The sequence below is a fragment of the Halogeometricum pallidum JCM 14848 genome, from assembly GCF_000337095.1.
GTDB classification, from domain to species: Archaea; Halobacteriota; Halobacteria; order Halobacteriales; family Haloferacaceae; genus Halogeometricum; species Halogeometricum pallidum.
Genome location: NZ_AOIV01000037.1, coordinates 37561 through 62424, shown reverse-complemented (window position 1 = coordinate 62424; position 24864 = coordinate 37561). Strand labels below are relative to the sequence as shown.

The 24864-nt window shown below is 67.7% G+C and carries 25 protein-coding genes; 12 read left to right on the top strand and 13 right to left on the bottom strand.

The window, feature by feature from the left end; translation table 11 throughout:
• Window positions 1–98: 98 nt before the first annotated feature.
• Entirely contained in the window at window positions 99–893 is a 795-nt protein-coding gene (locus tag C474_RS14785; RefSeq protein WP_008388230.1) for a hypothetical protein, read from the bottom strand.
• 109 nt (window positions 894–1002) lie between these two features.
• On the opposite strand from C474_RS14785, the gene C474_RS22920 reads away from it, so the two are divergent.
• Entirely contained in the window at window positions 1003–1389 is a 387-nt protein-coding gene (locus C474_RS22920) for a secondary thiamine-phosphate synthase enzyme YjbQ (protein ID WP_008388228.1), read from the top strand.
• A 28-nt stretch (window positions 1390–1417) separates the two neighbouring features.
• Here the strand turns inward: C474_RS22920 and C474_RS22685 are convergent, their stop codons facing one another.
• Entirely contained in the window at window positions 1418–1591 is a 174-nt protein-coding gene (locus C474_RS22685) for a hypothetical protein (RefSeq protein WP_169330569.1), read from the bottom strand.
• Window positions 1592–1794: 203 nt separating this feature from the next.
• Here C474_RS22685 and C474_RS14775 point away from each other — a divergent pair, with 203 nt between their 5' ends.
• Window positions 1795–2820 (top strand): S8 family serine peptidase, encoded by a 1026-nt coding sequence (locus C474_RS14775; RefSeq protein ID WP_008388226.1) that lies wholly within the window; start codon window positions 1795–1797, stop codon window positions 2818–2820.
• A 22-nt stretch (window positions 2821–2842) separates the two neighbouring features.
• Here C474_RS14775 and C474_RS14770 read toward each other — a convergent pair whose 3' ends face one another.
• The 3 genes from C474_RS14770 to C474_RS14760 form a co-directional block, all read right to left on the bottom strand.
• A complete protein-coding gene (locus tag C474_RS14770) occupies window positions 2843–3376 on the bottom strand; it encodes a DUF7344 domain-containing protein (protein WP_008388224.1) in 534 nt (177 codons plus the stop codon).
• A 295-nt stretch (window positions 3377–3671) separates the two neighbouring features.
• Complete coding sequence (locus tag C474_RS14765) at window positions 3672–5006, bottom strand: amidohydrolase (protein WP_008388222.1); 1335 nt, start codon at window positions 5004–5006, stop codon at window positions 3672–3674.
• Entirely contained in the window at window positions 5007–6020 is a 1014-nt protein-coding gene (locus C474_RS14760; RefSeq protein WP_008388219.1) for a threonine ammonia-lyase, read from the bottom strand.
• 156 nt (window positions 6021–6176) lie between these two features.
• Between C474_RS14760 and C474_RS14755 the strand changes: the two genes are divergently transcribed.
• Window positions 6177–6983, top strand: a complete 807-nt coding sequence (locus C474_RS14755) for a YihY/virulence factor BrkB family protein (RefSeq protein WP_008388217.1) — start codon at window positions 6177–6179, stop codon at window positions 6981–6983.
• Window positions 6984–7078: 95 nt separating this feature from the next.
• Here C474_RS14755 and thiD read toward each other — a convergent pair whose 3' ends face one another.
• The 4 genes from thiD to C474_RS14735 form a co-directional block, all read right to left on the bottom strand.
• Window positions 7079–7927 (bottom strand): bifunctional hydroxymethylpyrimidine kinase/phosphomethylpyrimidine kinase, encoded by an 849-nt coding sequence (gene thiD / locus C474_RS14750; RefSeq protein ID WP_008388216.1) that lies wholly within the window; start codon window positions 7925–7927, stop codon window positions 7079–7081.
• A gap of 3 nt (window positions 7928–7930) precedes the next feature.
• Entirely contained in the window at window positions 7931–8767 is an 837-nt protein-coding gene (gene thiM / locus C474_RS14745) for a hydroxyethylthiazole kinase (protein ID WP_008388215.1), read from the bottom strand.
• The gene (gene thiE / locus C474_RS14740; protein WP_008388214.1) at window positions 8764–9405 is read right to left on the bottom strand and encodes a thiamine phosphate synthase; all 642 of its coding nucleotides are present in this window, start codon (window positions 9403–9405) and stop codon (window positions 8764–8766) included. Before thiE ends, thiM begins: the two co-directional genes overlap by 4 nt.
• A 93-nt stretch (window positions 9406–9498) precedes the next feature.
• Window positions 9499–10521: an FAD-dependent oxidoreductase gene (locus C474_RS14735; protein ID WP_008388213.1), complete on the bottom strand. Its 1023-nt coding sequence runs from the start codon at window positions 10519–10521 to the stop codon at window positions 9499–9501.
• 125 nt (window positions 10522–10646) lie between these two features.
• Between C474_RS14735 and C474_RS14730 the strand changes: the two genes are divergently transcribed.
• Window positions 10647–11351, top strand: coding sequence for a hypothetical protein (locus tag C474_RS14730; RefSeq protein ID WP_008388212.1), 705 nt, complete (start codon window positions 10647–10649; stop codon window positions 11349–11351).
• 25 nt (window positions 11352–11376) lie between these two features.
• On the opposite strand, the gene C474_RS14725 is transcribed toward C474_RS14730, so the two are convergent.
• Complete coding sequence (locus tag C474_RS14725) at window positions 11377–12315, bottom strand: PfkB family carbohydrate kinase (RefSeq protein WP_008388211.1); 939 nt, start codon at window positions 12313–12315, stop codon at window positions 11377–11379.
• A 78-nt stretch (window positions 12316–12393) separates the two neighbouring features.
• A complete protein-coding gene (locus C474_RS14720; RefSeq protein WP_049917055.1) occupies window positions 12394–13674 on the bottom strand; it encodes an RNA-guided endonuclease InsQ/TnpB family protein in 1281 nt (426 codons plus the stop codon).
• A 327-nt stretch (window positions 13675–14001) separates the two neighbouring features.
• On the opposite strand from C474_RS14720, the gene C474_RS14715 reads away from it, so the two are divergent.
• The 3 genes from C474_RS14715 (at window position 14002) to C474_RS14705 (ending at window position 16350) form a co-directional block, all read left to right on the top strand.
• Window positions 14002–14955: a nucleoside hydrolase gene (locus C474_RS14715; protein ID WP_008388208.1), complete on the top strand. Its 954-nt coding sequence runs from the start codon at window positions 14002–14004 to the stop codon at window positions 14953–14955.
• 267 nt (window positions 14956–15222) lie between these two features.
• Window positions 15223–15435 carry a hypothetical protein gene (locus C474_RS14710; protein WP_008388207.1) on the top strand — a complete coding sequence of 71 codons (213 nt, stop codon included), beginning with the start codon at window positions 15223–15225 and terminating at the stop codon, window positions 15433–15435.
• Window positions 15436–15492: 57 nt separating this feature from the next.
• A complete protein-coding gene (locus tag C474_RS14705) occupies window positions 15493–16350 on the top strand; it encodes a universal stress protein (RefSeq protein ID WP_008388205.1) in 858 nt (285 codons plus the stop codon).
• 99 nt (window positions 16351–16449) lie between these two features.
• Here C474_RS14705 and C474_RS14700 read toward each other — a convergent pair whose 3' ends face one another.
• Window positions 16450–17574, bottom strand: a complete 1125-nt coding sequence (locus C474_RS14700; protein WP_008388204.1) for a baeRF10 domain-containing protein — start codon at window positions 17572–17574, stop codon at window positions 16450–16452.
• Window positions 17575–17733: 159 nt separating this feature from the next.
• A complete protein-coding gene (locus tag C474_RS14695) occupies window positions 17734–18432 on the bottom strand; it encodes a helix-turn-helix domain-containing protein (protein WP_008388202.1) in 699 nt (232 codons plus the stop codon).
• 134 nt (window positions 18433–18566) lie between these two features.
• On the opposite strand from C474_RS14695, the gene ggt reads away from it, so the two are divergent.
• The 5 genes from ggt (at window position 18567) to C474_RS14670 (ending at window position 24835) form a co-directional block, all read left to right on the top strand.
• On the top strand, window positions 18567–20183 hold the full coding sequence (gene ggt, locus C474_RS14690) for a gamma-glutamyltransferase (protein ID WP_008388201.1): 1617 nt from the start codon (window positions 18567–18569) through the stop codon (window positions 20181–20183).
• Window positions 20183–21493 carry an OFA family MFS transporter gene (locus tag C474_RS14685; RefSeq protein WP_008388199.1) on the top strand — a complete coding sequence of 437 codons (1311 nt, stop codon included), beginning with the start codon at window positions 20183–20185 and terminating at the stop codon, window positions 21491–21493. The genes ggt and C474_RS14685 overlap by 1 nt, the downstream gene beginning before the upstream one ends.
• Before the next feature lie 225 nt (window positions 21494–21718).
• Window positions 21719–22162, top strand: coding sequence for a pyridoxamine 5'-phosphate oxidase family protein (locus tag C474_RS14680; RefSeq protein ID WP_008388198.1), 444 nt, complete (start codon window positions 21719–21721; stop codon window positions 22160–22162).
• Between the two features lie 126 nt (window positions 22163–22288).
• A complete protein-coding gene (locus tag C474_RS14675) occupies window positions 22289–23893 on the top strand; it encodes a lamin tail domain-containing protein (RefSeq protein ID WP_008388196.1) in 1605 nt (534 codons plus the stop codon).
• A gap of 279 nt (window positions 23894–24172) precedes the next feature.
• Entirely contained in the window at window positions 24173–24835 is a 663-nt protein-coding gene (locus C474_RS14670) for an AIM24 family protein (RefSeq protein WP_049917070.1), read from the top strand.
• Window positions 24836–24864 lie beyond the last annotated feature (29 nt).

Genomic DNA, 24864 nt, shown 5'->3' with positions numbered 1-24864 from the left:
CGTCGGTCCCGGCGGAGCAAAGCTCTTCTCCCGCGGAGCGTCGGTGACGGCGCGCGTCCGGTCGGGTCCGGTCGCGCTACGCTTCCGGTCGGTCCGTGTCAGCCGTTGGGCCCGCGGTCCGACCCGTCGGCCGACGTCCGCCCGCGTTCGGTCCCGACGTCGCCCGTGTGGCAGAGTTGCCCTTCGAAGCGGGCGCCCGTCCGCGCGGCCACGAACGTCGCGTCGGGGGCGTCGAGGGCGTCGGACGACCCCGACGCATCACCTCGGTCCGCGCCTCGGCGCTTCGCCTTCCGGAGGCGCGAGAACTGCCGGTGGACGCCGGCCAGGTAGGCCGCGAGGAGGAAGCCCGCGCCGGCGACGGCGACGGCGACGGGCGGGAGCGGTCCGGTGAGCGCCTGGACGATCCCGAGGACGAGTCCGACGGCGCCGGCGACGACGAACAGGATGGCCACCGTGACGAACAGGGCGGCGCGGGCGTTCGCCGCCGCGTTGAACCGTATCCAGTCGGCGTAGCTCCGGACGAGCGTCCGGCGGAACGCCCGTTCGCAGTCGGCTTCGGCGGCGCGCTCTAAATCCGCCGCCGAGGCGCCGGCGACGCGGGGCGAGGCGGTGTAGGTGATGCCCGCGGCCACGGCGCCCACCGCGAGGAAGGCGAGGCCGCCGCCGAGATACGGCATCGACCGCAGACCGGTCGTCCCGTCGGTCAGCGACAGCACGGAGACGACGACGCCGAGCAGTCCGACGGAAAAGCGGAGCAACCGCATCGCCTTCCGGTCGATGTCTTCGAGCGTGTCGAGTTGCTGGTCCAGCGTCCGCCGGGCCTCGGTCGTCGCTACCCGGAGGGCCGCGGTGGGGTCGTCTTCGGGGAGGGAACCGCCTGGTTCGTCTGACATCGACGGGTCCCACTGCGCACGCCGGTCAGGTTATACTGTCGACCGGTGGCCCGAGCGGTTCGGTGGCGCACCACGGCCGTTCAAGGCGGTGCCGACGGTAGGGTCGGGCGTGACGCTCGAAGTTCACACCGACGAACGCGTCGACGTGAGAGACGTGACGGCGGACGTCGCCGAAGCGGTCCCCGACGGGGTCGACGGCGTCTGCACCGTGTTCGTACAGCACACCACCGCCGGCGTCGTCGTCAACGAGTCCGAGCGCCGCCTCCTCGCGGACGTGGCGGACGCCCTCGAACGACTGGTCCCCCGCGACGGCGGATACGGACACGACGAGTTGGACGGCAACGCCGACGCGCACCTGCGGTCGATGCTGCTCGGGTCGAGCGTCTCGATTCCGGTCGAGGACGGCGAACTCGCCCTCGGGCGGTGGCAGTCGGTGCTGTTCGTCGAGTGCGACGGCCCGCAGACGCGGTCGGTTCGGGTGACGGTGACGGAGTGAACCTCGGGGAAGGAGACTGGAACCGGCGCTATCGACGACGCGTCGTCAGGTCGCCGGCGACTATCTTGCCGCCCTGTTCGAGGAGCGCCGAGGCGTCGTCCCAGCAACTGTACCGGAGTCGGTGGCCGCGGGCGACGACTATGTCGGCCCGTTCGCCGCACTCGTAGCAGCGTTCCCGGGCGGGGGAGCGAATAAGGCGCATCGGTCAGCGAGCCTCGAATGCCCCGTTAGTGCGGATGTCGTTCGGGTCGCGCGTCGCACTCCGATTCGCGTCGGTCATGCTGAGGACGACGAGGCCCACGGTCAAAGCGGTACGCCCCGTCGCCGGGTGGCCGAGCGGACATCCGTGGATATTCTTCAGTTCTCACCAAATGTTTATCCAACAGTGCTATCAACTCACAGACAATGTTCGAGATACGAACGGACCACAACATCACGACCGGACGGACCGGTCCCGTGGTCACGGTTTCGGACGTCCGCCAGATTCACGGGTTCCCCGCCCCCTCCGACGACGACGCCCCCACCGGTTCCGGCCTCACCGTCGCCGTCATGGACTCCGGCGTCGACGAGAGCCACGAGGTGTTCGACGGCATCCCCGTCGAGCACCACAACTTCACCGAAGCGGCCGACGAACCGTACGACGAAGTCGGTCACGGCACCGGCGTCGCGGGCCTCATCGCACAGCTTTCTCCCGGCATCGAGAAGATAGTCGACCTGCGCATCTTCGGCGAAAGCGGGAGCGGCAACGGCCGACCCATCTTCGACGCCTACGAGTGGGCGCGGTCGCACGCCGACGAACTGGCGACCATCAACCTCTCGTGGGGCGCGCAGACGCGCTCGGCCGATATCGACCGCGAGCACGCGAAACTGATGAACGCGGGCGTACAGGACGTGGTGGCGGCCGGGAACACCGGCAACACCAGCGGCAGTCCGGCGACGGCGGACGACGCCTACGGCATCGGCGCGATGAACGAGGAGAAGGAGATGACCCGGTTCAGCAGTTACAACCCCGGCGCGGTCGAGAATCCCGACGTGGTCGGCCTCGGGAAGGACGTGAAACTGCCGCGCGCGTCCGGCACCTCGATGGGGACGGTCCTCGACGAGAACTACGTGAAGGCGAGCGGAACGAGCTTCAGCGCCCCCATCGCCACCGCGGCGATGAACCTTTACATCGAAGCCGAGGACGAGGGGTCACAGCGGCCGTTCGAGCGCACCGCCATCGACATCCCGGGGACGCCGCGGGACGTGTACGGCTACTTCCGCTACGACCGCGCGGTGACCACCGAGGCGACGACGGGCGAGGTGGAGGCGTTCGACCTCCCGTTCACCGACCACGAGGGCGTGGCGCTGCCGAAGGGATGGCTCGAATCGCCGACTCGCGCGGTGTTAGAGCGGGACGAAGAGGGCGAGACGGTCGTCCGGTTCGAGTGAAGACCCGGTCGGAAGAACTCGCTCACTGTCGGCGGGACGACGCCGCCCGCCGGCGACGGACCGCGAGTAAGAGGAGGGTGACGAAGAGAGCGCAGAGAGCGGCGTCGACGGCGGCCGTCGGGAGTAGACCGAGCGAGCGACCGAGGACGGCCGCCAGTCCGGCGAGCGAGAGCGCGACCGAGTAGCGGTCCAGGCGACGAGTCCGCTCCGGACCGACGAGGTCGGTATCGAGGCGTCGCGCCGCCGCCGTGAGTTCGATACCGGCCCAGCGGCGGTCCGCCCGGACGAAACCCGCGTCCGCCAGTTTGACGAGGTGGTTCTGGTGCAACGCCGTGTAGGCGCTCTTTCGCTGCGCCTGCGTGACCTCCGAAACCGGGACGTCGTGCTCGGCCGCGGCGACGTGCTCTGCGAGTTCGCCCACCGAGACGGGGCGGTCGCATCGCCGCAGGTACCGGAGCGCGTGTCGACGGCGCGGGTTGCCGAGCATCTCGTAGAGGTCGTTCTCGCTTATCTCGGCCCCGCCGGACGGCGGAGACGGCTGCGTCGCCAACGGCATGAAAACGTATCCGAATCACCATCATATTGTTATGTCAGAGATATAGAAATGTCCGGCGTCGGCTCGGTCGTACTGGAATGAAACTGATGGCGCCGTTCGAGCGAAACAGCCCGTTTAATCGGCTAAACCGCTCCGATAGGCCGGTCCGGCGACCTGAACGAGGAGCAGAGTTTCTTCGAGGCACAGGTCACCGAGTACCAGAGCGGCGGGTCGCTGGACTGGTGAGGGAGTCCGAGCGCGGTAGTTCGAGCCAACTCTCCGCCGTAGCGAGTCGTTACCGGACCGTAACGACCCGTTACGCGTCGTTATTCGTCCCCAACCGTACGACGGCGTCGCTCAGCACGTCGACGGCGATACCGAGACTGCGCTCGTCGACGTCGAACGTCGAGGAGTGGTGACCGCCCGGGTGGTCGGTTCCCACCACCGAGTACGCCGCGTTTCCGCCGTTCTCCTTCACCGCCTTCATCAGGTACGTCGCGTCCTCGCTGGCGCCGAAGTCGGCGGACGGTATCGTCTCCGACACCTCGGGGTGCGCCCGCGCCGCCGCCTCGACGGCCCCCGCCGTCTCCGGGTCGCTGTCCTCGCGCGGCGCCTCGCCCTCGACGGTTATCGTCGCCTCACAGCCGTGACGCTCGGCCGCGGTCCGAATCACCGTCGAGCACTCCCCGAACATGTACTCCATCAGTTCCGTATCTTCGCCCCTGACCTCCGCCTCGAAGGCGGCGCGTTCGGCGACGACGTTCGTGTGGGCGGGGGCGCCGCCCTCGATGTGACCGACGTTGACGCGCGTGGAGCCGCCGCCGTGACGCGGAACCGCGAACAGGTCCGACGCCGCCGACACCGCGGCCTGAATCGCGTTGTTCCCCGTCTCGGGGTTCTTCGCGGCGTGGGCGGACGCGCCGGAGAACTCGACGCGGAACCGACAGACTGCGAGCGTCTTGACGACGCCGGCGACGACGGTGCCCGTCGGCCTGTCGAGGCCGAGGTGGACGGCGAGGAGGTGGTCCACGTCGTCGAGGTGACCGCCGGTGGCCATCGCCTTCGCGCCGCCGGCCACCTCTTCGGCGGGTTGGAAGAGGAGTTTGAACGTCCCCGAGAAGTCGCCGTGCTTCACGGCTTCGAGGACGCCGAGGCCGATGGTCGCGTGTCCGTCGTGGCCGCAGGCGTGCATCATCCCCTCGTTCTCGGAGCGAAATCCCTCGGCCGCCGGACGGTGGTTCGGGTCGTCCGACTCGGCGACGTGCAACGCGTCCGTGTCGACGCGAAGGGCGACGGTCGGCCCTTCACCCCGTTCGAGGACGGCCACCGCGCCGGTGTACCCGCCGCGAATGCGGTCGAGAACGTCCGGTCTCGCGCCGCGGTCGGTCGCCTTTCGGAACCACCGCTCCAGTTCCGCCTCGGACGGCACCGACAGGCGGTTCTCGGCGTCGGTGACGTCCGGACCGTAGTGGAGTTCGTCGACGCCGATTCGCTCGGCGTAGTCGACGACGCGAGCGGTCGTGACGAACTCGCACCACGCCGGTTCGGGGTAGCGGTGGAACTCCCGTCGCACCGCGGCCAAGTCGTCCCGAATCGCGGTCGGCCCTCCCGACGCCGCCGGTCCGCCGGGTTCCCCGCCGTCCTCAACCATTCAGTCGAGCACCGCCCGGAGTTTCTCGGCGGCGAGGTTGCGCCCCGAGATCTGGAGCACGACGGTCTGTCCCGCCAGTTCGTCGCTCCGTTCGAGCGCCGCCGCGACGGACGCGCAGGCCGCCCCCTCCAACACGAGGTGCTCTTCGAGGAGCATCGTCTCCACCGCCGCCTCGATTCGCTCGTCGCTCACGAGCACCATCTCGGCGAGGCGCTCTCGCAGTATCTCGGTCGTGAGGGCGAACGGAACGCGCGATTGGAGGCCCTCGGCGTAGGTGTCGGCGTCGTCTCGGGGACGAAGATGCCCCTCCGACCACGCGTGGTACATCGCGGAGGCGTTCTCCGACTGGACGCCGACGACGTCCGCGTCGGCCATCTCGCCGACGGTGAGACAGTAGCCTGACGCACTGCTGCCGCCGCCGACGGGACAGAACAGCGTGTCGACGCGCGGGAGGTCCTCGACGACTTCGAGGCCTGCCGTGGCGACGCCGGCGACGAGGGCGGGTTCGTTCGCCGAGTGGACGTAACGGTACCCCTCGGTTCGCGCCCGCTCTTCGGCCCACTCGCGCGCGTCGTCGTAGTCGCGACCGACGGGATGAACCTCGGCGCCCATCCGCTCCATCGCGGCCACTTTGTCGGGGTTCGGGTCGCCGGGTACGGCCACGAGAACGGGGATATCGAACGCTCGCCCCGCGTAGGCGACGGACTGACCGTGGTTGCCGGTACTGGCCGCGATGAGGCCCGGGTCGCGGAACTCCTCGTCGAGGCCCGCGCAGAGGTTGACTCCGCCGCGGACCTTGAACGCCCCCGTCGGGAGCGTATCCTCCCGCTTGAGGTAGACGTCGGCGTCGAGTTCCTCGGAGAGGAACTCGCTCCGAACGAGAGGCGTCCGCGAGAGGTGACGGGAGACGACCGACCGCGCCTCGTAGACGTCCGCGAGCGTCGGGGGGGTCAGGTCGTGGTACCCGAACACCGTCGTCTCGTCCGGCGACTCGACGATGTCGTACGTTGTCATCGGTCGTGATACGCGGAGGCGCGTATAAAGGTCGTGGGAGGCGGGGTTGTGAGAGAAATGTCCCTTCGATTCCGGAACTGAAAGAAATCGTGACGGTCGTCGAGAGCGTCCCTACCTGCCGTGAGTTCTTTGTGAGCGTAGACAGACGATTGCTCCATGAGTAACACATCAGGCACCGTCTCGAAAGCCAAGGCGGTAGGCGAGGCGTTCCGCGAGAAGAACGTCACCTTCCTCGCGGGGAGCATCGCCTACAACGCGTTCGTCTCCTTGGTACCCATTCTCCTCTTTTTCGTCCTCGTCGTCGCGTTCTTCGGAACGGGATGGCAGGACCAGATGCTCGCAATCATCACCGAGAACGTCTCACCCGCCATCGGGAGCTTCATCGAGCGTCTATTCGCCACGCAGGCGAGTAGCGCCACCGGGTCGTCCATCGTCGGGTTCGTCGTCCTCATCTGGAGCGCGCTGAAGATATTCCGCGGTCTCGACACCGCCTTCTCCGAGATTTACGAGGTCGACGCCGACAACTCCATCGTCGACCAGATCAAAGACGGCCTCGTCGTCCTCGTCAGTCTCGCGCTCGCAATCGCCGCCATGGTCGCGGTGACCAGCGTGTTCGGGGCGTTCGGAGGGACGATTCCCTACCTCGGTCTGCTCCTCCCGTTCGTCCTCGCACTCGGTCTCGTCGTGGCGTTCTTCCCCATCTACTACGTCTTCCCGGACGTCGACGTCTCCGCGCGGGAAATTCTCCCCGGCGTCGTCGTCGCGGCGGTGGGGTGGGCGCTCCTGCAGGGCCTGTTCCAGATATACGTCGCCCACTCGACGGCCGGCGGGACCGACATCGTCACCGGCATCATGCTGCTGTTGACGTGGCTGTACTTCACGGGCGTCGTGCTCCTCCTGGGAGCCGTCATCAACGCCGTGCTCGGCGGGTACACCGAATTCCACTCGCGGACGCGGTCGTAGGGAAGCGACGATTTCGGTGTGCGAGGCGGGAGGCATCGACTACGTCGTCAGCTTCGATGACGATTTCGACGGGTGGTCGAACGCGTCGACGTCGTCTAGTTGGGTTCGACCCGGAACTCTCCGACGGTCCCCTCGCTCTCGACGAGGTGGTTCACGCTTCCCTTCTCGCCCACGTCGGCCGGAGCGGCTATCGTCGCGCGGACGAACGAGACGCCGCGTTCGACGGCAGTCGAGAGGTCGTCGCCGCGCGCGAGTCGGGCGGCGATGGCGCTGGAAAGCGTGCATCCCGACCCGTGGGTGACGTCCGTTTCGACCCGCTCCGAGGCGAACGTCTCCGTCCCGTCGGGCGTCACGAGGACGTCTCGGACCTCGTCGGCGGCGGCATCGGCGTCCTCGACGTGCCCGCCCTTGAACAGCACCGCGTCGGCCCCCCACTCGAAGAACCGGTCGGCCGCCGCCGCCCGCGCCGCCTCGGAGTCCGGCCACTCGCCGGTCAGTTCCTCCGTCTCGTCGGCGTTCGGCGTCACCAGCGTCGCCTGCGAGAACAGGTCTGCGTAGGCGTCGACGGCGTCGGCTTCGAGCAGTCGGTCGCCGGAGGTGGCGACCATCACCGGGTCGACCACCACGGGGCCGTCGTAGCCGTCGAGGCAGTCGTCCACCGTCTCGATGGCCCCGGCCGTCGCCAGCATTCCGAGTTTCACCGCGCCGACGTCGAAGTCCTCGCGCACCGCCTCGAACTGCGCGCGGACCTCCTCGGTCGGCAGGACGTGCGTCGACCGGACGCCCGCCGTGTTCTGCGCCGTGACGCCGACGACGACGGACCCGCCGTAGACGCCGAGTCGCGTCATCGTCTTCAGGTCGGCCTGGATGCCCGCGCCGCCGCCCGAATCGCTCGACGCAATGGTCAGCGCGTACGGGGGGGTCCGCGGGTCGGGGTCGGTCATCGGTTATGCCTCCGCCTCCACCACGCGTTCGATTCGCTCGTCGCCGTCCGGCAGGTCGACGCCGCCGAGACCGGCCACCGCGTCGAGGAACGCCGTCTTGTAGCTCTCGGGGCCGGCGTACTCGCCGAACTGGCCGTCGGCCGCCGCCTCGCCCGCGACGCCGAACGCGAGCGTTCCGGCCAGCGTCGCGGTCAGCGTGTCGTCCATCGCTCCGGCGAACGTCGCGACGGTGACGCCCTGCATACAGCCGGTGCCGACGACTTCGCCCATCATGGGGTGGCCGGCACGAACCTCGAAGGCCGCCTCGTCCGTCGCCACCACGTCCGTCTCGCCGGAGGCGACGACGACGGCGTCCGTTTGCCGTGCGACGGCCACCGCCGTCTCCGCGATGTCGGCGTACTCGCCGACCGACTCAACACCGCGGACCTCGCTCTCCTCGCCCGCGATGGCGGATATCTCGCCGTAGTTGCCGTCTATCACGTCCGGTCGAACCTCGGTGACCAGACGCTCGGCGACGCGGTTCCGGGTGGGCGTCGCGCCGACGCCGACGGGGTCGACGACGAGGGGGACGCCGTTCTCGTTCGCCGCCTCGCCCGCCGCGACCATCGCCGCCTCGCCCGCCTCGCTGACCGTCCCCATGTTGAGGAGACACGCCTGCGCGCCCGCGACCATCTCGCCGACCTCGCGTTCGTCGTCGGACATGACCGGCAGGCCGCCCCAGTACAGCGTCACGTTCGCCACGTCGTTGATCGTCACGGCGTTGGTGAGCGAGTTGACGAGCGGTTTCTCCCGCCGGACGGCCGAAAGCGCCGCGTCGGGGTCGACGGTCGGGTCGCTCATCGCCCGACCCCCCCGGCGCGCACGCCGTCGACGGCACGGCGCAGGTCGCGGGCGGCCGCCTCGGGGTCGTCGGCGTCGGTGACGGCCGAGACGACGGCGACGCCGTCCGCGCCCGCCTCGACCACCTCCGCCGCGTTCGCCGCCGTGATGCCGCCGATGCCGACGACGGGGATATCGACGACGTCGGCGATGGCGGTCACTCGTTCGGTGCCGATGTTCGATTCGTCGTCCGAGACGTCCTTCGTGTCGGTGACGAAGACGGCGCCGACGCCGAGGTAGTCCGCGCCCGCGCGTTCGGCCTCGACGGCGGCCTCGACCGTCGAGACCGACCGACCGACGACGGCGTCGGGACCGAGTTGCGCGCGCGCGACCGATATCGGCAGGTCGTCGTCGCCGAGGTGGACGCCGTCGGCGTCGACGGCCGCGGCCACGTCCACGCGGTCGTTCACGACGAAGGCGACGCCCGCCTCGCGCGTGAGCGCTCGGAGTTCCCGACCGAGTTCGTAGCGCTCCCGGGCGGTGGCGTGCTTCTCGCGCATCTGGACCGCGTCGACGCCGCCCGCGACGGCGGCGCGAACGGTGGCGACGGTGCCGCGCCCGCGGGAACGGTCGGCCTGCGTCACGAGGTACGTTCGCATCTCTGTATTCATCAGTTGTATCTTCGGGTGTTTGGCGCAAAACACTGTCGGAGACGCCGGAACGGGAGAAAGCGGGGAAGGGCGGGAGGGGACTCAGCCGTCGAGATAGGCGCGAATCCGGTCGTCGTCGACGGCGTCGAGGAGTCGGTCGACGCCGACCACCTCGACGAGGCGTTCGGTGCCCGCGTCGGTCCGCCGGGCTATCTCCTCGTCGGTCGCGTACTTGGCGAACCGTTCGTCGATGTACGCCTCCCGGACGCGTTCGACCTGCGCGTCGTCGTACGCGTCGGCCTCGTCTCCTGCGGGCGCGAGGTGCTCGTCGAAGTACTCGCGCCAGCGGTCCCTGTCGCGCCACTCGTCCGTCAGCGTCGAGTCGCGGCGGACCCAGTCGTAGTACGTCGCCACGGCGTCCCAGTGGCCGCCGTCACGGCGGGCGTCGGCGACGACGCNGACGACGCGCCCGCCGACCCGCCCGCCGTGCCCGGCCGCCACGACGGCTTGGTCGGGGACGCCCGAGAGGGGGCCGGCGACGTACAGGCCGTCGACGGGCGTCGCCCCGTCGTCCGAGGGGTAGTCGGGGTCGAGTGTCTCGCCCCCGTGACCGTCGGCGACGAACATCGCCTCGTCGACGCCGGCCAGGTAGTCCGCGTCGTACTTCGTCGCCGCGACGACGCGGGACGCGCGGAGAGACGTTCCCTCCTCCGTCTCGACGCAAAACTCTCCGAGCCCTCCCGCGTCGCCCTCTCCGTCCGAGTCGACCGCTTCGACGGACTCGACGAGTTCGGGGACGAGGTCCGCGCCCGCCTCGGCGACGTGGGCGTGCATCAGGTCGTAGAACGCGTCGACGTCGATACCGCCCGGAAAGCCGAGGTAGTTCTCCAGATAGCCGCACTGCCGAATCGACGACCGACCGCGGTCGAAGACGACGGTGTCGAGGCCGTACCGCGCGGCGAAGACGGCCGTCGAGCATCCCGCCGGACCGCCGCCCACGACGGCAACGTCGGCGGGGGCGGCGACGCCGGCACCGTCGTCGTCCCGCACCGTTTCGTCCGTTTGCGCCGCCTCGGCCTCTCCCGCCTGCGCCGCGTCGCCCGCCGCCGCAGTCTCTCCGTCCATATTTTTAGGCTTGCCTAATTCTGTATAACTCCACCGGTCCGCCGCGGTCCGACGGTCGGAGAGTGGAACAAACGCTCGCTTGAGTCTACGCTGCGATTATCCCCCTCGGGGTCGATACACCTGACGTGAACACGACACGACGGTCGCTCGTCGCTACCTGCGGCATCGGAACGCTCGCCCTCCTCGCCGGATGCATGGGCGGCACGGACGGAAACACCGACACCGAGACGGAGACGGCCACCGGCACCGAGACGTCGACCGAAACCGCGTCACCGACCGAGACGGAAACGGAGGCGCTGACCGACAACGGTACGGACAACGAAACCGGCGGCACTCGACCCTCCGGAACCGGCGGCCCCGGCGTCATCATCGCGTCGACGGACGACGCCCCAGACGCCCCCGTCCGGCCCGCCATCGAGGTGACCGAGGAGGCGGCCACCGAAGAGCACCCGCCGATGCTCCGCGCGACGGTGACGAACGAAAGCGACCAGGCGGTGACGCTCGGCGAGGGACGCGCCATCGTCTTCGCCTACCGGTACGACACCGAAGACCACCTGATGCTCCTGCCGGCCGACGGCGACTATCCGGCCGAACCGGGGTGCTGGCGCCTCACAGACGGTATCTCCGTCACCGAGGAGTATCGGACGGTGACGCTCGAACCCGGCGAGTCGACGAGCCAGGAACTGGGGCTGTACGGCGCACCCACCCAAGAGGACGTCTGTCTCCCCGTGGGCGAGTCCCGCTTCGAGTCGACGTTCTCGATAATGGACGAGGCGGGCGAGCAAGAGCAGTCCTCCTTCACTTGGGGGTTCAGCGTCCTCCTGGAGTGAGCAAGAGAGGAGGAAAGGAGGAGAACTACCGCACCACGACCGATTCGACCGCCTCGCGCGACGGAGCGGCGGACTGCACGCCCTCGCGTTCGGTCGAGAGCGCACCGGCGACGGTGGCCAGTCTGACGGCCGCCTCGAAGTCGGCCCCGGCCGCCAACTCGGCGCCGAGGTAGCCGACGAACACGTCGCCCGCGCCCGTCGTGTCGACGGGGTCCACGGCGGGCGGGTCGACGGAGAGTCGAGACCCCTCGCCGTCGACGACGACGCCGTCCGCTCCCCGCGTGCGGACGACGGTTCCCTCGAACGCGTCGAGTTCGTCGCCGAGGCGGTCGTACTCGCCCTCGTTCGGCGTCACCACGTCGACGCAGTCGTGGGCGAGAATATCCGCGGCGCCTGCCGCGGGCGCCGGGTCGTAGACGACCGTCGGTCGGTCCGGCCGGCCGGCCAATCGGTCGAGCGCCGCGCGGACGGTCTCCGGCGGAAGTTCGTTCTGCACGAGGAGGCAGTCGGCGGCGGCGCAGGCGGCGAGGCGGTCGGCGACGTAGGCGTCGTCGACGCGGCCGTTCGCGCCGGCGAGGATGGCGATGTAGTTCTCCCCCGTCTCGTCGACGGCGACGTACGCCGCGCCGGTCGGCCCGTCGGTGCGGGCTACGCCGGTCACGTCCACGCCGCGGTCCGACAGCGAGTCGAGCACGTCGTACCGCGTCTCGTCGTCGCCGACCATCCCGAGCAGTCCCGTCTCGGCGCCGGCCGCCGCCGCCGCGACGGCCTGGTTGGCCCCTTTTCCGCCGAGATACGTCTCCCCGTACGCCTCCCGGAGCGAGTCGGGCACCGATTCGACGGCCACCGTCTCGCCCGGCGAGGGGAACCACTCGTAGCGCTCCGCCGCCGACCGGATCCACTCGGTCGAGGTGTACTCCACGTGGTCGACGTTGATGCTCCCGAGACTCACGACGCGGCCCATACTCGCCAGAGAGGCGGGTGGGATAAGTCACTTCAGTTCGGCGTCCGCTCCGTTCCCGTGCGAGTGAACTACCCCGCCCTACTCGCTCACCGCTGACGCGGTTCGCTCCTTGAGGGTGTGGCTTCCTGTTTCTACGATGCGCTTTGCAGATACGGGCGTATCCACAGGGAGCGTGGTCTCCACAGGCGTTGACGAGAGCTTCGCTCTCGTCCGCACATCAGAAACGCGTGGCGTTTCTGAGGACGTTGATTCGGAGTGTCCCACTCCTACGTCTTTGAGACTGCGAGAAAGGATGTTCCACGCCGCATTTGCATCTCTGTCTGCCTCGAAGCCACACGATGGACACGAATGCTCACGTACCCACAGCGGTTTGTCCGTCTCCGTTCCGCACGACGCGCATTCTTTGGTCGTTCCGCGAGGATTCACGGCGATGAAGTGCGTTCCTTTGCATTCGCACTTGTATTCGAGCATCCGCAGGAACGTCCCCCACGCCGCCCCCGCTCGGTTCCGAGAGTTCCCCGGAAGTTCGACCAATCCCTTCGCATCCAAGTCTTCGACCGCCACCAAGTCGTACTCGGTGGCATAGTAGTTCGACAACTTGTGAAGGAAGTCTCGTCGCTTCCGCTTCAGGTCGGCGTGGCGTTCGGCCACGACCTTCCGCTGTTTCTCCCAATTGTTCGAGCCGTGTTCTTTCCGCGAGAGGTCACGTTGGGCGCGTTCCAACCGTTCGCGCTCGTTAGTGAAGTCGGGACTCTCGATGGCATAACCGTCGGTGTCGTGAGCGTATCTGAGAATTCCTACATCGACACCAACGACCTTCTCGGGAGTCTCCGGTTTCTCGGGCGTGTCTTCGTCCACGTCGATACCGAACGTGGCGAACCATTCGCCCGTGGGTTCTTGCTTGACCGTGACCTGTTTGATGGTCGCGTTCTCGGGGATGTCTCGGTGGAGGTGAATCGGAACCTCACCAATCTTGCTCAACCACAACACGGGCCGACCACTCGTATTCTTGAGTTTGAAGCCGGACTGGTTGTAGGTGAGCGACCGATAGTCTCGAGGAGGCTTCCACTTGAGCATTCCAACAGTGCGTCCGTTCTCTTTCTGCGCTTTGAGCGTAGAGAGGTTGTCGTAGACGCGCTTGACGACCATCTGGAGAACTTTCGAGTGAACGTTTCCGAGGTCGTCCCACCACGTTTTGAGGTCAGGAAGTTGTCCTTGTACCTCGTAGCGTGCTGGAATCTCGTCCACCTCGTTGAGTTTGTAGAGGACGTGATTGTAGAGTTGCCTACAAGTATCAACGTGATGCAGGAGCGTCTCGATGAGGGCTTTCGGTGGGTCGAGTCGGTAGTTGTAGTGCATATATAACTCTTGTTCCTCAATAAGTTCGTTCAATTTTTCTTGGACGAACGAGGAAAGCTTCAGGTGATTGTCCTGAATTCACTCCTTTTAGTCATCACGGATGAGATATTCTTTCGCATTTCCACACCAGATTGTACACAAACTACAAAGTGAGTGTTTCGATTACGTGGGTCTGTAGGCTGGTCGCCTCAAAGTGTTTGGAAGCAATGACGGCGCTGTATTCCTTCCCTACTGCACCACTCGGTCGCTTCGCTCCCTGCGTTGCTCCTTGAGGAAGAGAACTTAGTACCTGAACACAGTTAAACGACGCCGCAAGAAAAGGGGCACATGAGCAGACGAGTCATCCTCGACACCGACACCGCGGGCGACGACGCCATGGCGATTCTCCTCGCCGCCTCGGCGGACGCTATCGACCTCGAAGCGCTGACGATGGTCGCCGGCAACGTCGAGTTCGAGCGGGAAGTCGAAAACGCGAAGCACGCGCTCGGCGTGGCAGACGCGACGGACGTGCCCGTCTACGAAGGCGCGCGCACGCCCCTCGTGAAGGACCACGACCACGCCGACCAGGTCCACGGCGAGGGCGGGTTGGGCGGCGAACTCCACCCGGTGACGGGGGTCGACTCCGCCGAGGGCCACGGCGCGAACGCCATCGTCGAACGCGTCCGCGAGTCGCCCGGCGAAATATCACTGGTCTGCATCGGTCCGCTGACGAACGTCGCCCTCGCCCTCCGCCTCGAACCGGAACTGAACGAACTCGTCGACGAGGTGTTCGTGATGGGCGGCGCGGTGAACACGCTCGGCAACGACACTCCCTCGGCGGAGTTCAACTTCTGGGTCGATCCCGACGCGGCGAAAGTCGTCGTCGACGAACTCGACGTAACGCTCGTCGACTGGGGCCTCACGCTCCGCGACGGGACGTTCGACGCCGACGTCCTCGAAGAGATAGATGCGATGGACACCGACTACGCGGGATTTTTCACCACCATCATGGAACGCGCCCGCGAGTTCGCCGTCGAACAGTACGGCGAGGAGACGACGAGCCAACCCGACTCGCTGGCGGTCGCGTGCGCACTCCACCCCGACCTCGTCACCGAATCCGGCGAGTACCACGTCGACGTGGACGAACGTGAAGGGATGACGCGCGGCTACAGCCTCGTCGACGAACTCGGCGTCACCGACGGGGAACCGAACGCCCGCGTCGTCGAGTCCGTCGACGCCGACCGCTTCGAGACGATGTTCCTCGACTTGCTTCGCCACGGCGACCCGGAACGGTCGCTGTAGGCCCTGGGCGGCGGGGCCGTCGCTCGGCGAAGCGGTCGCGAGCGGGACAGGAAATCTATCTTTGCCAGCAAAACTAGACTTTCTAGCAAAACTGCCCAAACTGCCTTTGAGGTCCGTCCTCGACCGTCGGTCGATTCGGTTCGGCGCTCGAACCGCGCGTTCAGCCCCGTAGATAGCTCTACGCCGACCCCGACGAGTGAGCGCGACCGGCGCGGCGCCGAACCGTCGGCCGAACCACTGTTGAACGCTGCGGGCGTAGCGTCGACGATGCCCGTTCCGCCGCCGTCCGTCGACGAGTTGGACGTGAGCGACGACCCGGTCGAGCCCCGTCCGTACGCCGACCTCGTGGCGGCCGTCATGGAACTTCGGTCCTGTTCGAAGCCGGACGCCGAGGCGTGGGTCGACGACACCGGCCTCGAACGCGCAGAACGCGTCGTACTGGCCCGCTGGCGGGGTAACGATTTCTCCCCCGAGGAGTGAACGTCGCACGGGCTGACCGGGACGGAGGTTTATTACCTCTCGATGCAACAGTCGCCCATGCCTAACCGTTTCGAGGGGAGTCAGACCGTCGGGTACGCCTCCTCGGACGGCGGACGGACGACGAGCGAGCGGGTGCTCTGTCTGTTCGACCCCGGAGAACCGGCGGACGGACAGTTCCTGCAGGTAGCCGAGTCCTTGGCGGACGGCGGCCGGTTCGTCGTCCCCGTACGGGACGCGACCGTCGCCGAGTCGCTGAAGCCGTCGTCGTCGGACGCGACGGCCGACTACGAGACGCGCTTTCTCGAACGGCCGCCGACGGTGACCGCCGAGTGGGTGACGGACGTCGTCGACCGCTTCGACATCACCGTCATCTTCGACATCCGCGACCGGAAGTCGATGCTCGGCGGCGGCGAACTGGCCCTCGCCTCGGGCGGGAGCCACGTCACGGTGACGCGGGGTTCGGAACTCGACGGTATCTCCTCGGTGCTCGTCCCCGTCGCGCGCGGACCGCACCTCGACTCGACGCTCGATATGGCGCGCGCACTCGCCGAATCGGACGACGCCTGGGTCGACCTGTTTCACGTCGTCGAGGAGGGGGAGACGGAGGGCGACGTCGACGACCTGTTCGAGTACTGCTCGGATCGGCTGCTCGGGTTCGCGAACTTCGACACCTGGCGCTACGAGAGAGAGGGGGACGAGTCGCCCGCGCAGGCTATCGTAGACCAGTCGTCGTACTACGGCGCGACGGTCATCGGCGCCCCGAAGAAGGGTCGACTCCGGGAGTTCGTCGGCGGGTCGACGACCGAAGTCGTCCAGTCGCTGTGCGAAAACGCGGTCGTCACCGTCAGGAGCGGCGACGTGGAGGTCTCTCGACTCGACCGGCGGCTCGGCGAGTTCCTCGCCCCCAAGCGGTGAGCGGGGACGAAAACGAGAGCGAGTGCGGAACGGAGAAGACGGGCCGAACAGAGACCGGGACCGGAACCGAAGACGGTCAGCGACGGGTGGTGCGCGGCGCTACTCTATCGGGAACCGAAGCAGCGCGCCGACGCCGTCGAACGCCGCTTCGAGTCGCTCCGTCCGGTCGAGTCCCTCGGGCGCGACGACGCTCTCGCCGCCCTGTTCTTCGACGCGTTCGGCCAGCGACTGCACCTCTTCCTCCGGAAGCGAGTCGGCGACGACGAGCGTGTCGACCGCGTCGAGTTCGAGCGCTCGGTCAACGTCCTCGCGTCCGCCGATAGCGGTCTCCTCGTCGTCGTCGAGCGCCTCGAAGAACCGTTCGAGCGCCCCGCGGGCGTCGGTCGTACCGAGTTCGCCCGCCTCCTCGGCTGCGTCGACGAGTTCCCGGAGACCCTGCTCGGAGGCGTACTCCGCGTCGAACGGGCCGACGGCGGCGTCGGCGAGCGGTTCCGAGAGGTGGTCGCCCTCCAGGAATCGCTCGGCGGTCACCTCGCTGCCGGCCACGAGGAGCGCCTCGCCCTCGAACTGGGTGCCGGGGGACGCGTCGTCGACGGCGTCCGGCGGCGCGTCGTCGAGGAACACGCGCGCCGCGGCCTCGCCGACCTCGTCGTAGAACTCGTCCGCGCGCTCTTGGCTCCGACCATGGAAGCCGTCCTCGTCGCCGCCCGCGGCGGTCTGCTTGCTCGGCACGTCGCTCTCGACGGTGTCGACGTGCTCGATGGTCTCGCCGTCGTACCGCCCCAGCGTCGCGCTGTCGCGGGAGACGACGAGGAGGCCGTACGTATCGGTCCGCTCGGCCGCGGGCGTGAGCGGGTCCGTGTCAAACTCGTTGGCGTAGCCGTACGTCCCCTCCGAGACGGGCGTCGGCAGGTCGTCGAACACGTGCGTCACGAGGTCGGTGTCGACGACGCCCACGTAGGCGGCCAGCCCGTTCTCGGGCGTCTCCTCGTACTCGTGGAGGACGCGACGGGTCTCTTCGAGCGCTCGCTTGAGCGGCTTGCGGACCTCCTCGCGGACGTCGAGGTACTCCGCCTCGGCGTGGTCCTCCTCGACGCGCCGCCGCGTCGCTTCGAGCGACTCCTCCGGCGGGATGGCGACGGAGACGAGTTGCTCGCCGTCGGCTTCCGCGTTCGATACCGCTTCGATTCGGTCGTGCAGGGAGTCCGTAGTTTTCGAAGACATGGTTGGGTGGATTCGGAGACAGGTATCGCACCTGCTCGTGGTGGCCAGTTTTTCTGCCGTCACGTGGAAATAGCTTATCGCCGTTTCGGCGGTGTGAAGCGGTGACACCCCCGATGGCCGGGGTTCGGATCGACGACGGAACGGACTCGAAGCGTCGACTCAGGACCGGGTACGAAGGAACGAGCGTATCTCCCGCATCACCTTGCGCTCGGCGCGATTGAGATGCTCCCACGCCGTCGAACGCGAGATACCGAGCGCCTCGCCCACCTCCTCGATGGACGCCCCTCTGCTCGGCTCGTAGTAGTCCATCTCGATGGCGGTGGTCAGCACCTCCGTCTGCCGTGCGGTCAGTTCGTGCGCCAATCTTGTGAGGTTCAACTGGTCGTTCGCCTCCAGATGTCGGAGTTCGACGTCGCGTCTGAGTTCCGTCGCGTTGCCCGCCTCCTCCAAGGACTCGACGATGGCCGAGAGGCTCTCGTCGGAGTCGAGATACAGCGTCCACCGCTCCCAGCCGGCCTGAATCACCGTTCCACTGCGGTGGTGGACGCCGATGTCCGAGAGGCGTTCGGCGATGCTGTCCCACCGGCCGACGTCGATGGTGACGGCGATGAACACCCGGTCCCGTCCGAGCGGCGTCAACGCCTCTAGCTCGACGATGGAGTCGGCCTCGCCGAACTCCTCGACGAAGGCCGCCACGTCGTCCGCCGGACCGTCCACCTCGATGATGCGCCGCCGGTCGCTGGACCGACCCGTCAGCGACGAACGGGAGCGGAGCGTGACCGAGGGGTGTTTCGCGCTGAGGTCGCTCTCCGGTTCGCCGTTGTGTCTCACCAGGAGAACCACCTCTCGCATGCTCATACTCGCAAAGTATGCCCGTCGGGCCGGATACGTTTGGTGGAACGATTGAACGTATCACTTCACCTCACCGCCGAGCCGAGAGGGCGGATATATCCGGGGGGGGTACTTTGCGGGGAGACGAGACTACATCATCTATGAGCGAGCCGAATCTAGACGAGTTCGCCTCCCGGCGGTCGACCGTGTACGGTCAGTCCGGCGTGGTGGCGACGAGCCAACCGCTGGCCGCGCAGGCAGGTATCGAGACGCTCCGCGACGGCGGCAACGCCTTCGACGCGGCCGTCGCGACGGCGGCCGCGCTGAACGTCGTCGAACCCACGTCGACGGGCCTCGGCGGCGACGTGTTCGCCCTCTACCGCACCGCAGACGGCGACGTGGGCGCGATGCGCGCCTGCGGCGGCGCGCCGAGCGGTGCGACCCGCGAGCGCGTTCGCGAAGCGGTCGCCGATGAGGACGAAGCGCCCGAGGAAGCGGAGATGCCCATGCAGGGACCGCACACCGTGACCGTCCCCGGGACGGCGCGCGGGTGGGAGACGACGACGCGCGAACTCGGGCGACGGAGTCTCGGGGAGAACCTCGGGCCGGCGATTCGGTACGCCACGGAGGGCTATCCGGTGACCGAAGTCGTCGCGGCGCAGTGGGAACACGGCGACGAACTGTTCACCGACGCGCACGCCCGGGAGGCGTTCCTGCCGGCGGGCCGACCGCCAACGGTCGGCGAGACGATGACGCTCCCGCGACTCGGCCGGTCGCTGCGGACCGTCGCCGAGGAGGGCGCCGACGCCGTGTACGAGGGCGACATCGCCGAGAAGATAGCCGACGAGGTGCAGTCGAAGGGCGGCTTCATGACCGTCGACGACCTCGCCGCCTTCGAACCGGAGTTCCTCGACCCCGTGAGCGCGACGTACCGGGGGACCGAGGTGTACGAACTCCCGCCGAACAACCAGGGGCTCATCGCGTTGGAGGCGCTCAACATCGCCGAGGAGATAGCCGCGGGGGACAGCGACTACGACTCCGCGGAGCGCGTTCACTACTTCGGCGAGGCGATGAAGCGGGCGTTCCACGACGGCCACCGCTACATCACCGACCCCGAGTACGAGGAGATTCCGCCGTTGGCCTCGAAGGAGTACGCCAGAGAGCGCGCGGCCGACATCACCGACGAACCGAGCGACGTCTCCTTCGGCGTGCCGGGGGCGCACGCCGAGGACGCCGATACGGTCCTGCTCTGCGTCGCCGACGACGAGGGTAACGTCGTCTCCTACATCAACTCCCGGTTCGCCGGGTTCGGCTCCGGCCTCGTCGCCGGCGACACCGGCATCGCACTCCAGAACCGGGGGGCGTCGTTCTCGCTCGACGACGACCACCCCAACCGGCTGGAACCGGGGAAGCGACCGTTCCACACGCTCGTCCCCGCCCTCGCGAAATTCGGCGAGGACGACTGGGCGGCGTTTGGCGTCATGGGCGGTTACATGCAACCGCAGGGGCACGTGCAGGTCGTCTCGAACATCGTCGACTACGACATGCCGATTCAGGCGGCGCTGGACGCCCCGCGGTGGCGGTACCGCGAGGACGGGGACCTGGCGCTCGAACCGGCGCTGGCCGGGTCGGTCGGCGCGGCGCTGAACCGACGGGGTCACGACGTGTCCGTCCTCCACACGGGGATGTTCGGGGGCGCGCAACTCGTCCGGAACGACGGGGGAACGCTCTCGGGCGCGACCGAACCGCGGAAGGACGGCCACGTCGGGACGTACTGATGAGCGGAGAACCGGGCGGCGACTCGACCAGTGACGACCCGAGACGCGCCGACCGCGCCCGCGAGCACCTCGGATTCTCGCGGTGGTGGCTCGTCGTCGCGGCCGTCCTCGCGATGGCCGTCATCAGCCCCTACCAGTACGTTTGGTCGTCCATCGAGGGCCCCATTGCGTCGGACCTGGGCCTCCCGCTGCCGCAGTTGGGGTTCGTGTTCACGCTGTTCGTCATCGTCCAGTCGGGGTCGCAGTTCCCCGTCGGTTGGTGGCGCGACCGGCACGGTCCCCGAGCGGTGACGTTCCTGGCGGCCGTCCTCGCCGGCGGCGCGTACTTCCTGCTGGCGTACGCAACCGCGGTCTGGCAGCTCTACGCGCTGTACTCGCTGGGTGCGCTCGGCGTCGGCATCGTCTACACCGTCGCGGTCAACACCGCCATCAAGTGGTTTCCCGACTACCGGGGGCTGACGACCGGTCTCGGGACGATGGCGTTCTCGGCCGGCGCGGCGTTGTTCGTCCCGTTCGTGCGCGCGAACGCGACGGTCGAGGCGTACGGCGACGTGCTCCGCGCGATGGGCGTCATCATCGGACTCGCCATCCTCGTCGCCGCCGTCGTCCTCCGCGACCCGCCCGAGTCGTGGTACGAGCACACCGGCGCAGACGCCGACGACGGGGACGACTCGAAGCCGGCTGGCGGCAGACAGTACACGTGGCGCGAGATGCTCGGAACGTGGCAGTTCTGGGTGATGTACGCGATGTTCGTCGGCGTGAGCGGCGCGGGGCTGATGCTGACGGCGAAGCTCATCTCCTTCGCGCAGGCGATGGAGTTGGACGCCGCGACGGCCACCGTCTCGGCCATCCTGCTCCCCCTGGCCGGCGGGGCGGGCCGACTACTCATCGGCTGGCTCTCCGACCGGCTCAACCGCCGGCACGCGATGACCCTCTCGTTTTCGCTGTGCGGGGTGGGGCTGTTCGCCGTCGTCGCCTTCGCGCAGTCGCGGGCGACGTTGGCGTTCCTCGCCGCCGTCGTGGTGGCGACGTTCTTCTGGAGCCCGCAGTACACGCTGTTCCCGAGCCTCGTCGCGGACTACTACGGCGTGGAACACTCCTCGGCGAACTACGCGCTCGTCTACTCCGGAAAGATGTGGGGTGGCGTGTTCGGCGGCGCCGTCACCGGATGGCTCGTCGTCGCTACGAACTGGACGACCACGTTCCGACTCGGCGGCGCGTTGGCGCTCGTCGCCGGCCTCGGTGCGCTGGTGCTCCGGCCGCCGGCCGGCCAGAAATCCGAGGAGTCGAAGGCTGTCACGGCTGACTGAGCCCAGTCGACGCGATGGCCGCCGCACGTCAGGTCGCCCGACGGCGGCAGGGACGTGGCACCTCGTTCTCCGTCACACGCCGTCGAGTCGGTGATCGTCCCTCACGGCTCGCTTGTCAAAACTAGCAGGGAGAGTTTTGATAGAAGAACCATCTTGTATTCGACGACCGCCCGAACGGCGTACGCGGTTTGATACCGCGAGGCGACGTAGGGTCGAGCGAGCACAATGGACCACATCGAGTACGTGTACACGTTCGGGATGACCGACGACGAGGTGGACGAACGGCTTCGGTCGGAGTCGGCGGGCGTACTGTCGCTGGCCGACGACGGCGTCGCGTACGGGGTGCCGGTCTCCTACTCCTACGACGGCGACTCACTCCTGTTCCGCCTCTCGGACGACGACGACAGCAAGAAACTCGACTTCGCGGAGGCGACTGCGGAGGCGTCGTTCGCCCTCTTCGGCGTCGACGGTCCCGACGCCTCCTGGAGCGTCGTCGCCGCCGGGCCGCTTCGGAGACTGTCCGGCGACGAACGCGAAGCGTACGACGCCGCCGAAATCAACGAGCGGTTCGGTCCGCTCCGGGTGTTCGACGAGGACGTCGACGATATCGACCTGACGCTCTACGAGATGGAGATGACCTCTCTCGTGGGTCGATACACCGACGAGTAAAGACGACCCGAGAGCAAAGACCGAAAAACCGTCTTTGCTGTCACGTCCCTCTCTGCTCTGAATCGTAAATACCGACCATAGCACACCGGAACTAAAGGTAATACGGCGCGGCCGAGAGTCGAACGTATGGGAGAGACTGCGACGGTGATCGACGTCGTCGACGGCGACACCGTCGACGTCCGACTCGACGACGGGAGCGAAGAGCGCGTTCGCATCCTCGGGATAGACACCCCCGAGACGACGGACAACGGCGGGGCGGAACGCCGCGCCGAGTGGGAGGGAATCGAGAACCTCTCGTACCTCGGACGCTGGGGGGACAGAGCGAGCGAGTTCGCGAAGCGGGAGTTGACGGACGCGTCGGTCGAACTCGAAGCGGACGCGAACGAGCCCGACCGCGGGAGTTTCGGACGGCTTCTCCGCTACGTGCGCTACTCCCGGACCGGCAGTGAGGAGGGCGAGGGAGACGGCGAGAACGACGCCGGCGACGCGCCGACGGTGTACAACCGAGTGGCGGTGGAAGAGGGGTACGCCCGGGTGTACGACTCCGGGTTCGCCCGCCACGACGACTACCTCGAACGGGAGCGCTCCGCCCGGGAGGGGCGCACGCGAGTGTGGAAGCGCAGCGACCCCGCGCAGTCGCCCGAAATCAGAGACCGGGAGGTGGAACGGCTGTTCGTGCCGAAAGCGGCGAGCGTTCGGACGGCGTCGGGAGCGGTCCCTGACGACAGGGTGCCGGTCTTGGCCTCGCCGTCCGCGACGCAGTCGGGCGGCGAAGTGAGTTACGAAGACCGGATTCCGCTCGTCGCCGTGGACGAGGCGGCGGGCGTGGCGATGGTCGGCGGCCCCCTCCTCGACGAACGGTACGAGGAGGCGGAGGGGTTCTCGGCGGACACCAGTCGTTTCGGAAACTACCCGTTCGCGACGAACCTCGTTGGGTCCCTCTCGGAGGCGTCCGAACGGCCCGAACGCGTCGTCGTCGACGGCGGTCACGGACAGTTCAACGCCGAGTACGCCCTCTCCTGTGAGGACATGGCCTACTACCTCCGGTATCTGGAGGGGCAGGACGCCGCGCTCACCCAGCAGAACGAAATCGGTGAAGGAATCGACGGCGACGCCCTCATCGTCTGCGCGCCCGCTACCGCGTACACCGACCCGGAGTTGTCCGCGATCCGGTCGTTCGCCGACGGCGGCGGAGCGGTCCTCCTCCTCGGTCACGGCGCCGAGGGAATGCCCGCGGAGGCGCGAGAGCACCTGAACCGCGTCGCCGAGGCTCTCGGGTCGGACCTGCGACTGAGCGACGACGAAATCGCGGACGAGGAGTCGAACCTGAACGACGACGAGACGCTTCCCCGCACGTCGAACTTCGACGACTCGTTCGACCTGTTCGGACCGGTGACGCCCGACGCAACGCCGGCGTCGCCGCTCACCGTCTCGAACGTCGACGCCTCGGGCGGCGACTCGGGGACCGGCGAGTCCGTCTCGTTCGCGAACGCGAGCGACGCTCCGGTGGACCTCTCGGGGTGGACGGTGGCCGACGAGGCCGGGGCGACGTACGAATTTCCCGAGGGAACGGTCGTTCCGGCGGGCGCGACCGTCCGTCTCCTGACGGGCGAGGGCGACGACGGGATGACACTCCACTGGGGACGTGAGCGGAACGTCTGGAACGACGACGGCGACACCGTCTCGGTGTACGACGAGGCCGGTGACCTCGTGGTGGAGCGCTCCTACTGACCGAGCCGAGAAGACGAACCGCCCGCACACCCTCGATTCTCCGCCGCTCGCCCGTCGCCCTACGTTCGACTCTGGTAGTACAGCACCGCGGTGGCTGCACCGACGAACAGGTCGGGGAGGAACACGAACGGCCCCAGACCCGGTTTCGACGGGAAGCCAAAACGGAAGGGAACGGGCGAGTGCGGACTGAACGCGTACTCCGGAGACGGCTCTACAGTTATGGTCTCACGCGACAGTCACCCGTACGAGAGTCACCGCGGTGGCGGCTCGAAACAAACCATGAATCTTGACGAATTCGTTAACGCGCACGCACCGGAATCGGGAGGAGAAACGTTCCAACTCGAGAACTCGAAGCTTCTCGATGTCGCCGTGAACGGCAGTGTCATGGCGAAGGCGGGGTCGATGGTCGGCTACACGGGCGACATCTCCTTCGAGCGGAAGTCCGAGGGCGGTCTCACCGGGATGCTGAAGAAGCGGGCCACCGGGGAGGGCACCGTGATGATGCAGGCGACGGGCGAAGGCAACCTCTATCTCGCCGATCAGGGCAAAGAGGTGCAGATACTCGAACTGAGCGAGACCGACGAGATAAGCGTCAACGGCAACGACGTGCTCGCGTTCGAGGAGAGCGTCGACTGGGACATCAAGATGATGAACAGCATCGCGGGCGCCTCCTCCGGGGGGTTGTTCAACGTCTACCTGAAGGGTCCGGGTCACATCGCCATCACGACGCACGGCAAGCCGCTGGTCGTTCCGACGCCCGTCAGCACCGACCCCAACGCCACCGTCGCCTGGAGCAGCGACGTCTCGCCGAACGCGAAGCGCGACATCAACATCAAGGGGCTGCTCGGACGCTCCTCCGGTGAGACGTTCCAACTGGAGTTCGCAGGGGAGGGCGGGTTCGTCGTCATCCAACCGTACGAGGAGTTCCAGCCCGGCCAGTAGTCGAATTACGAACCGAATTTTTCTCGAAT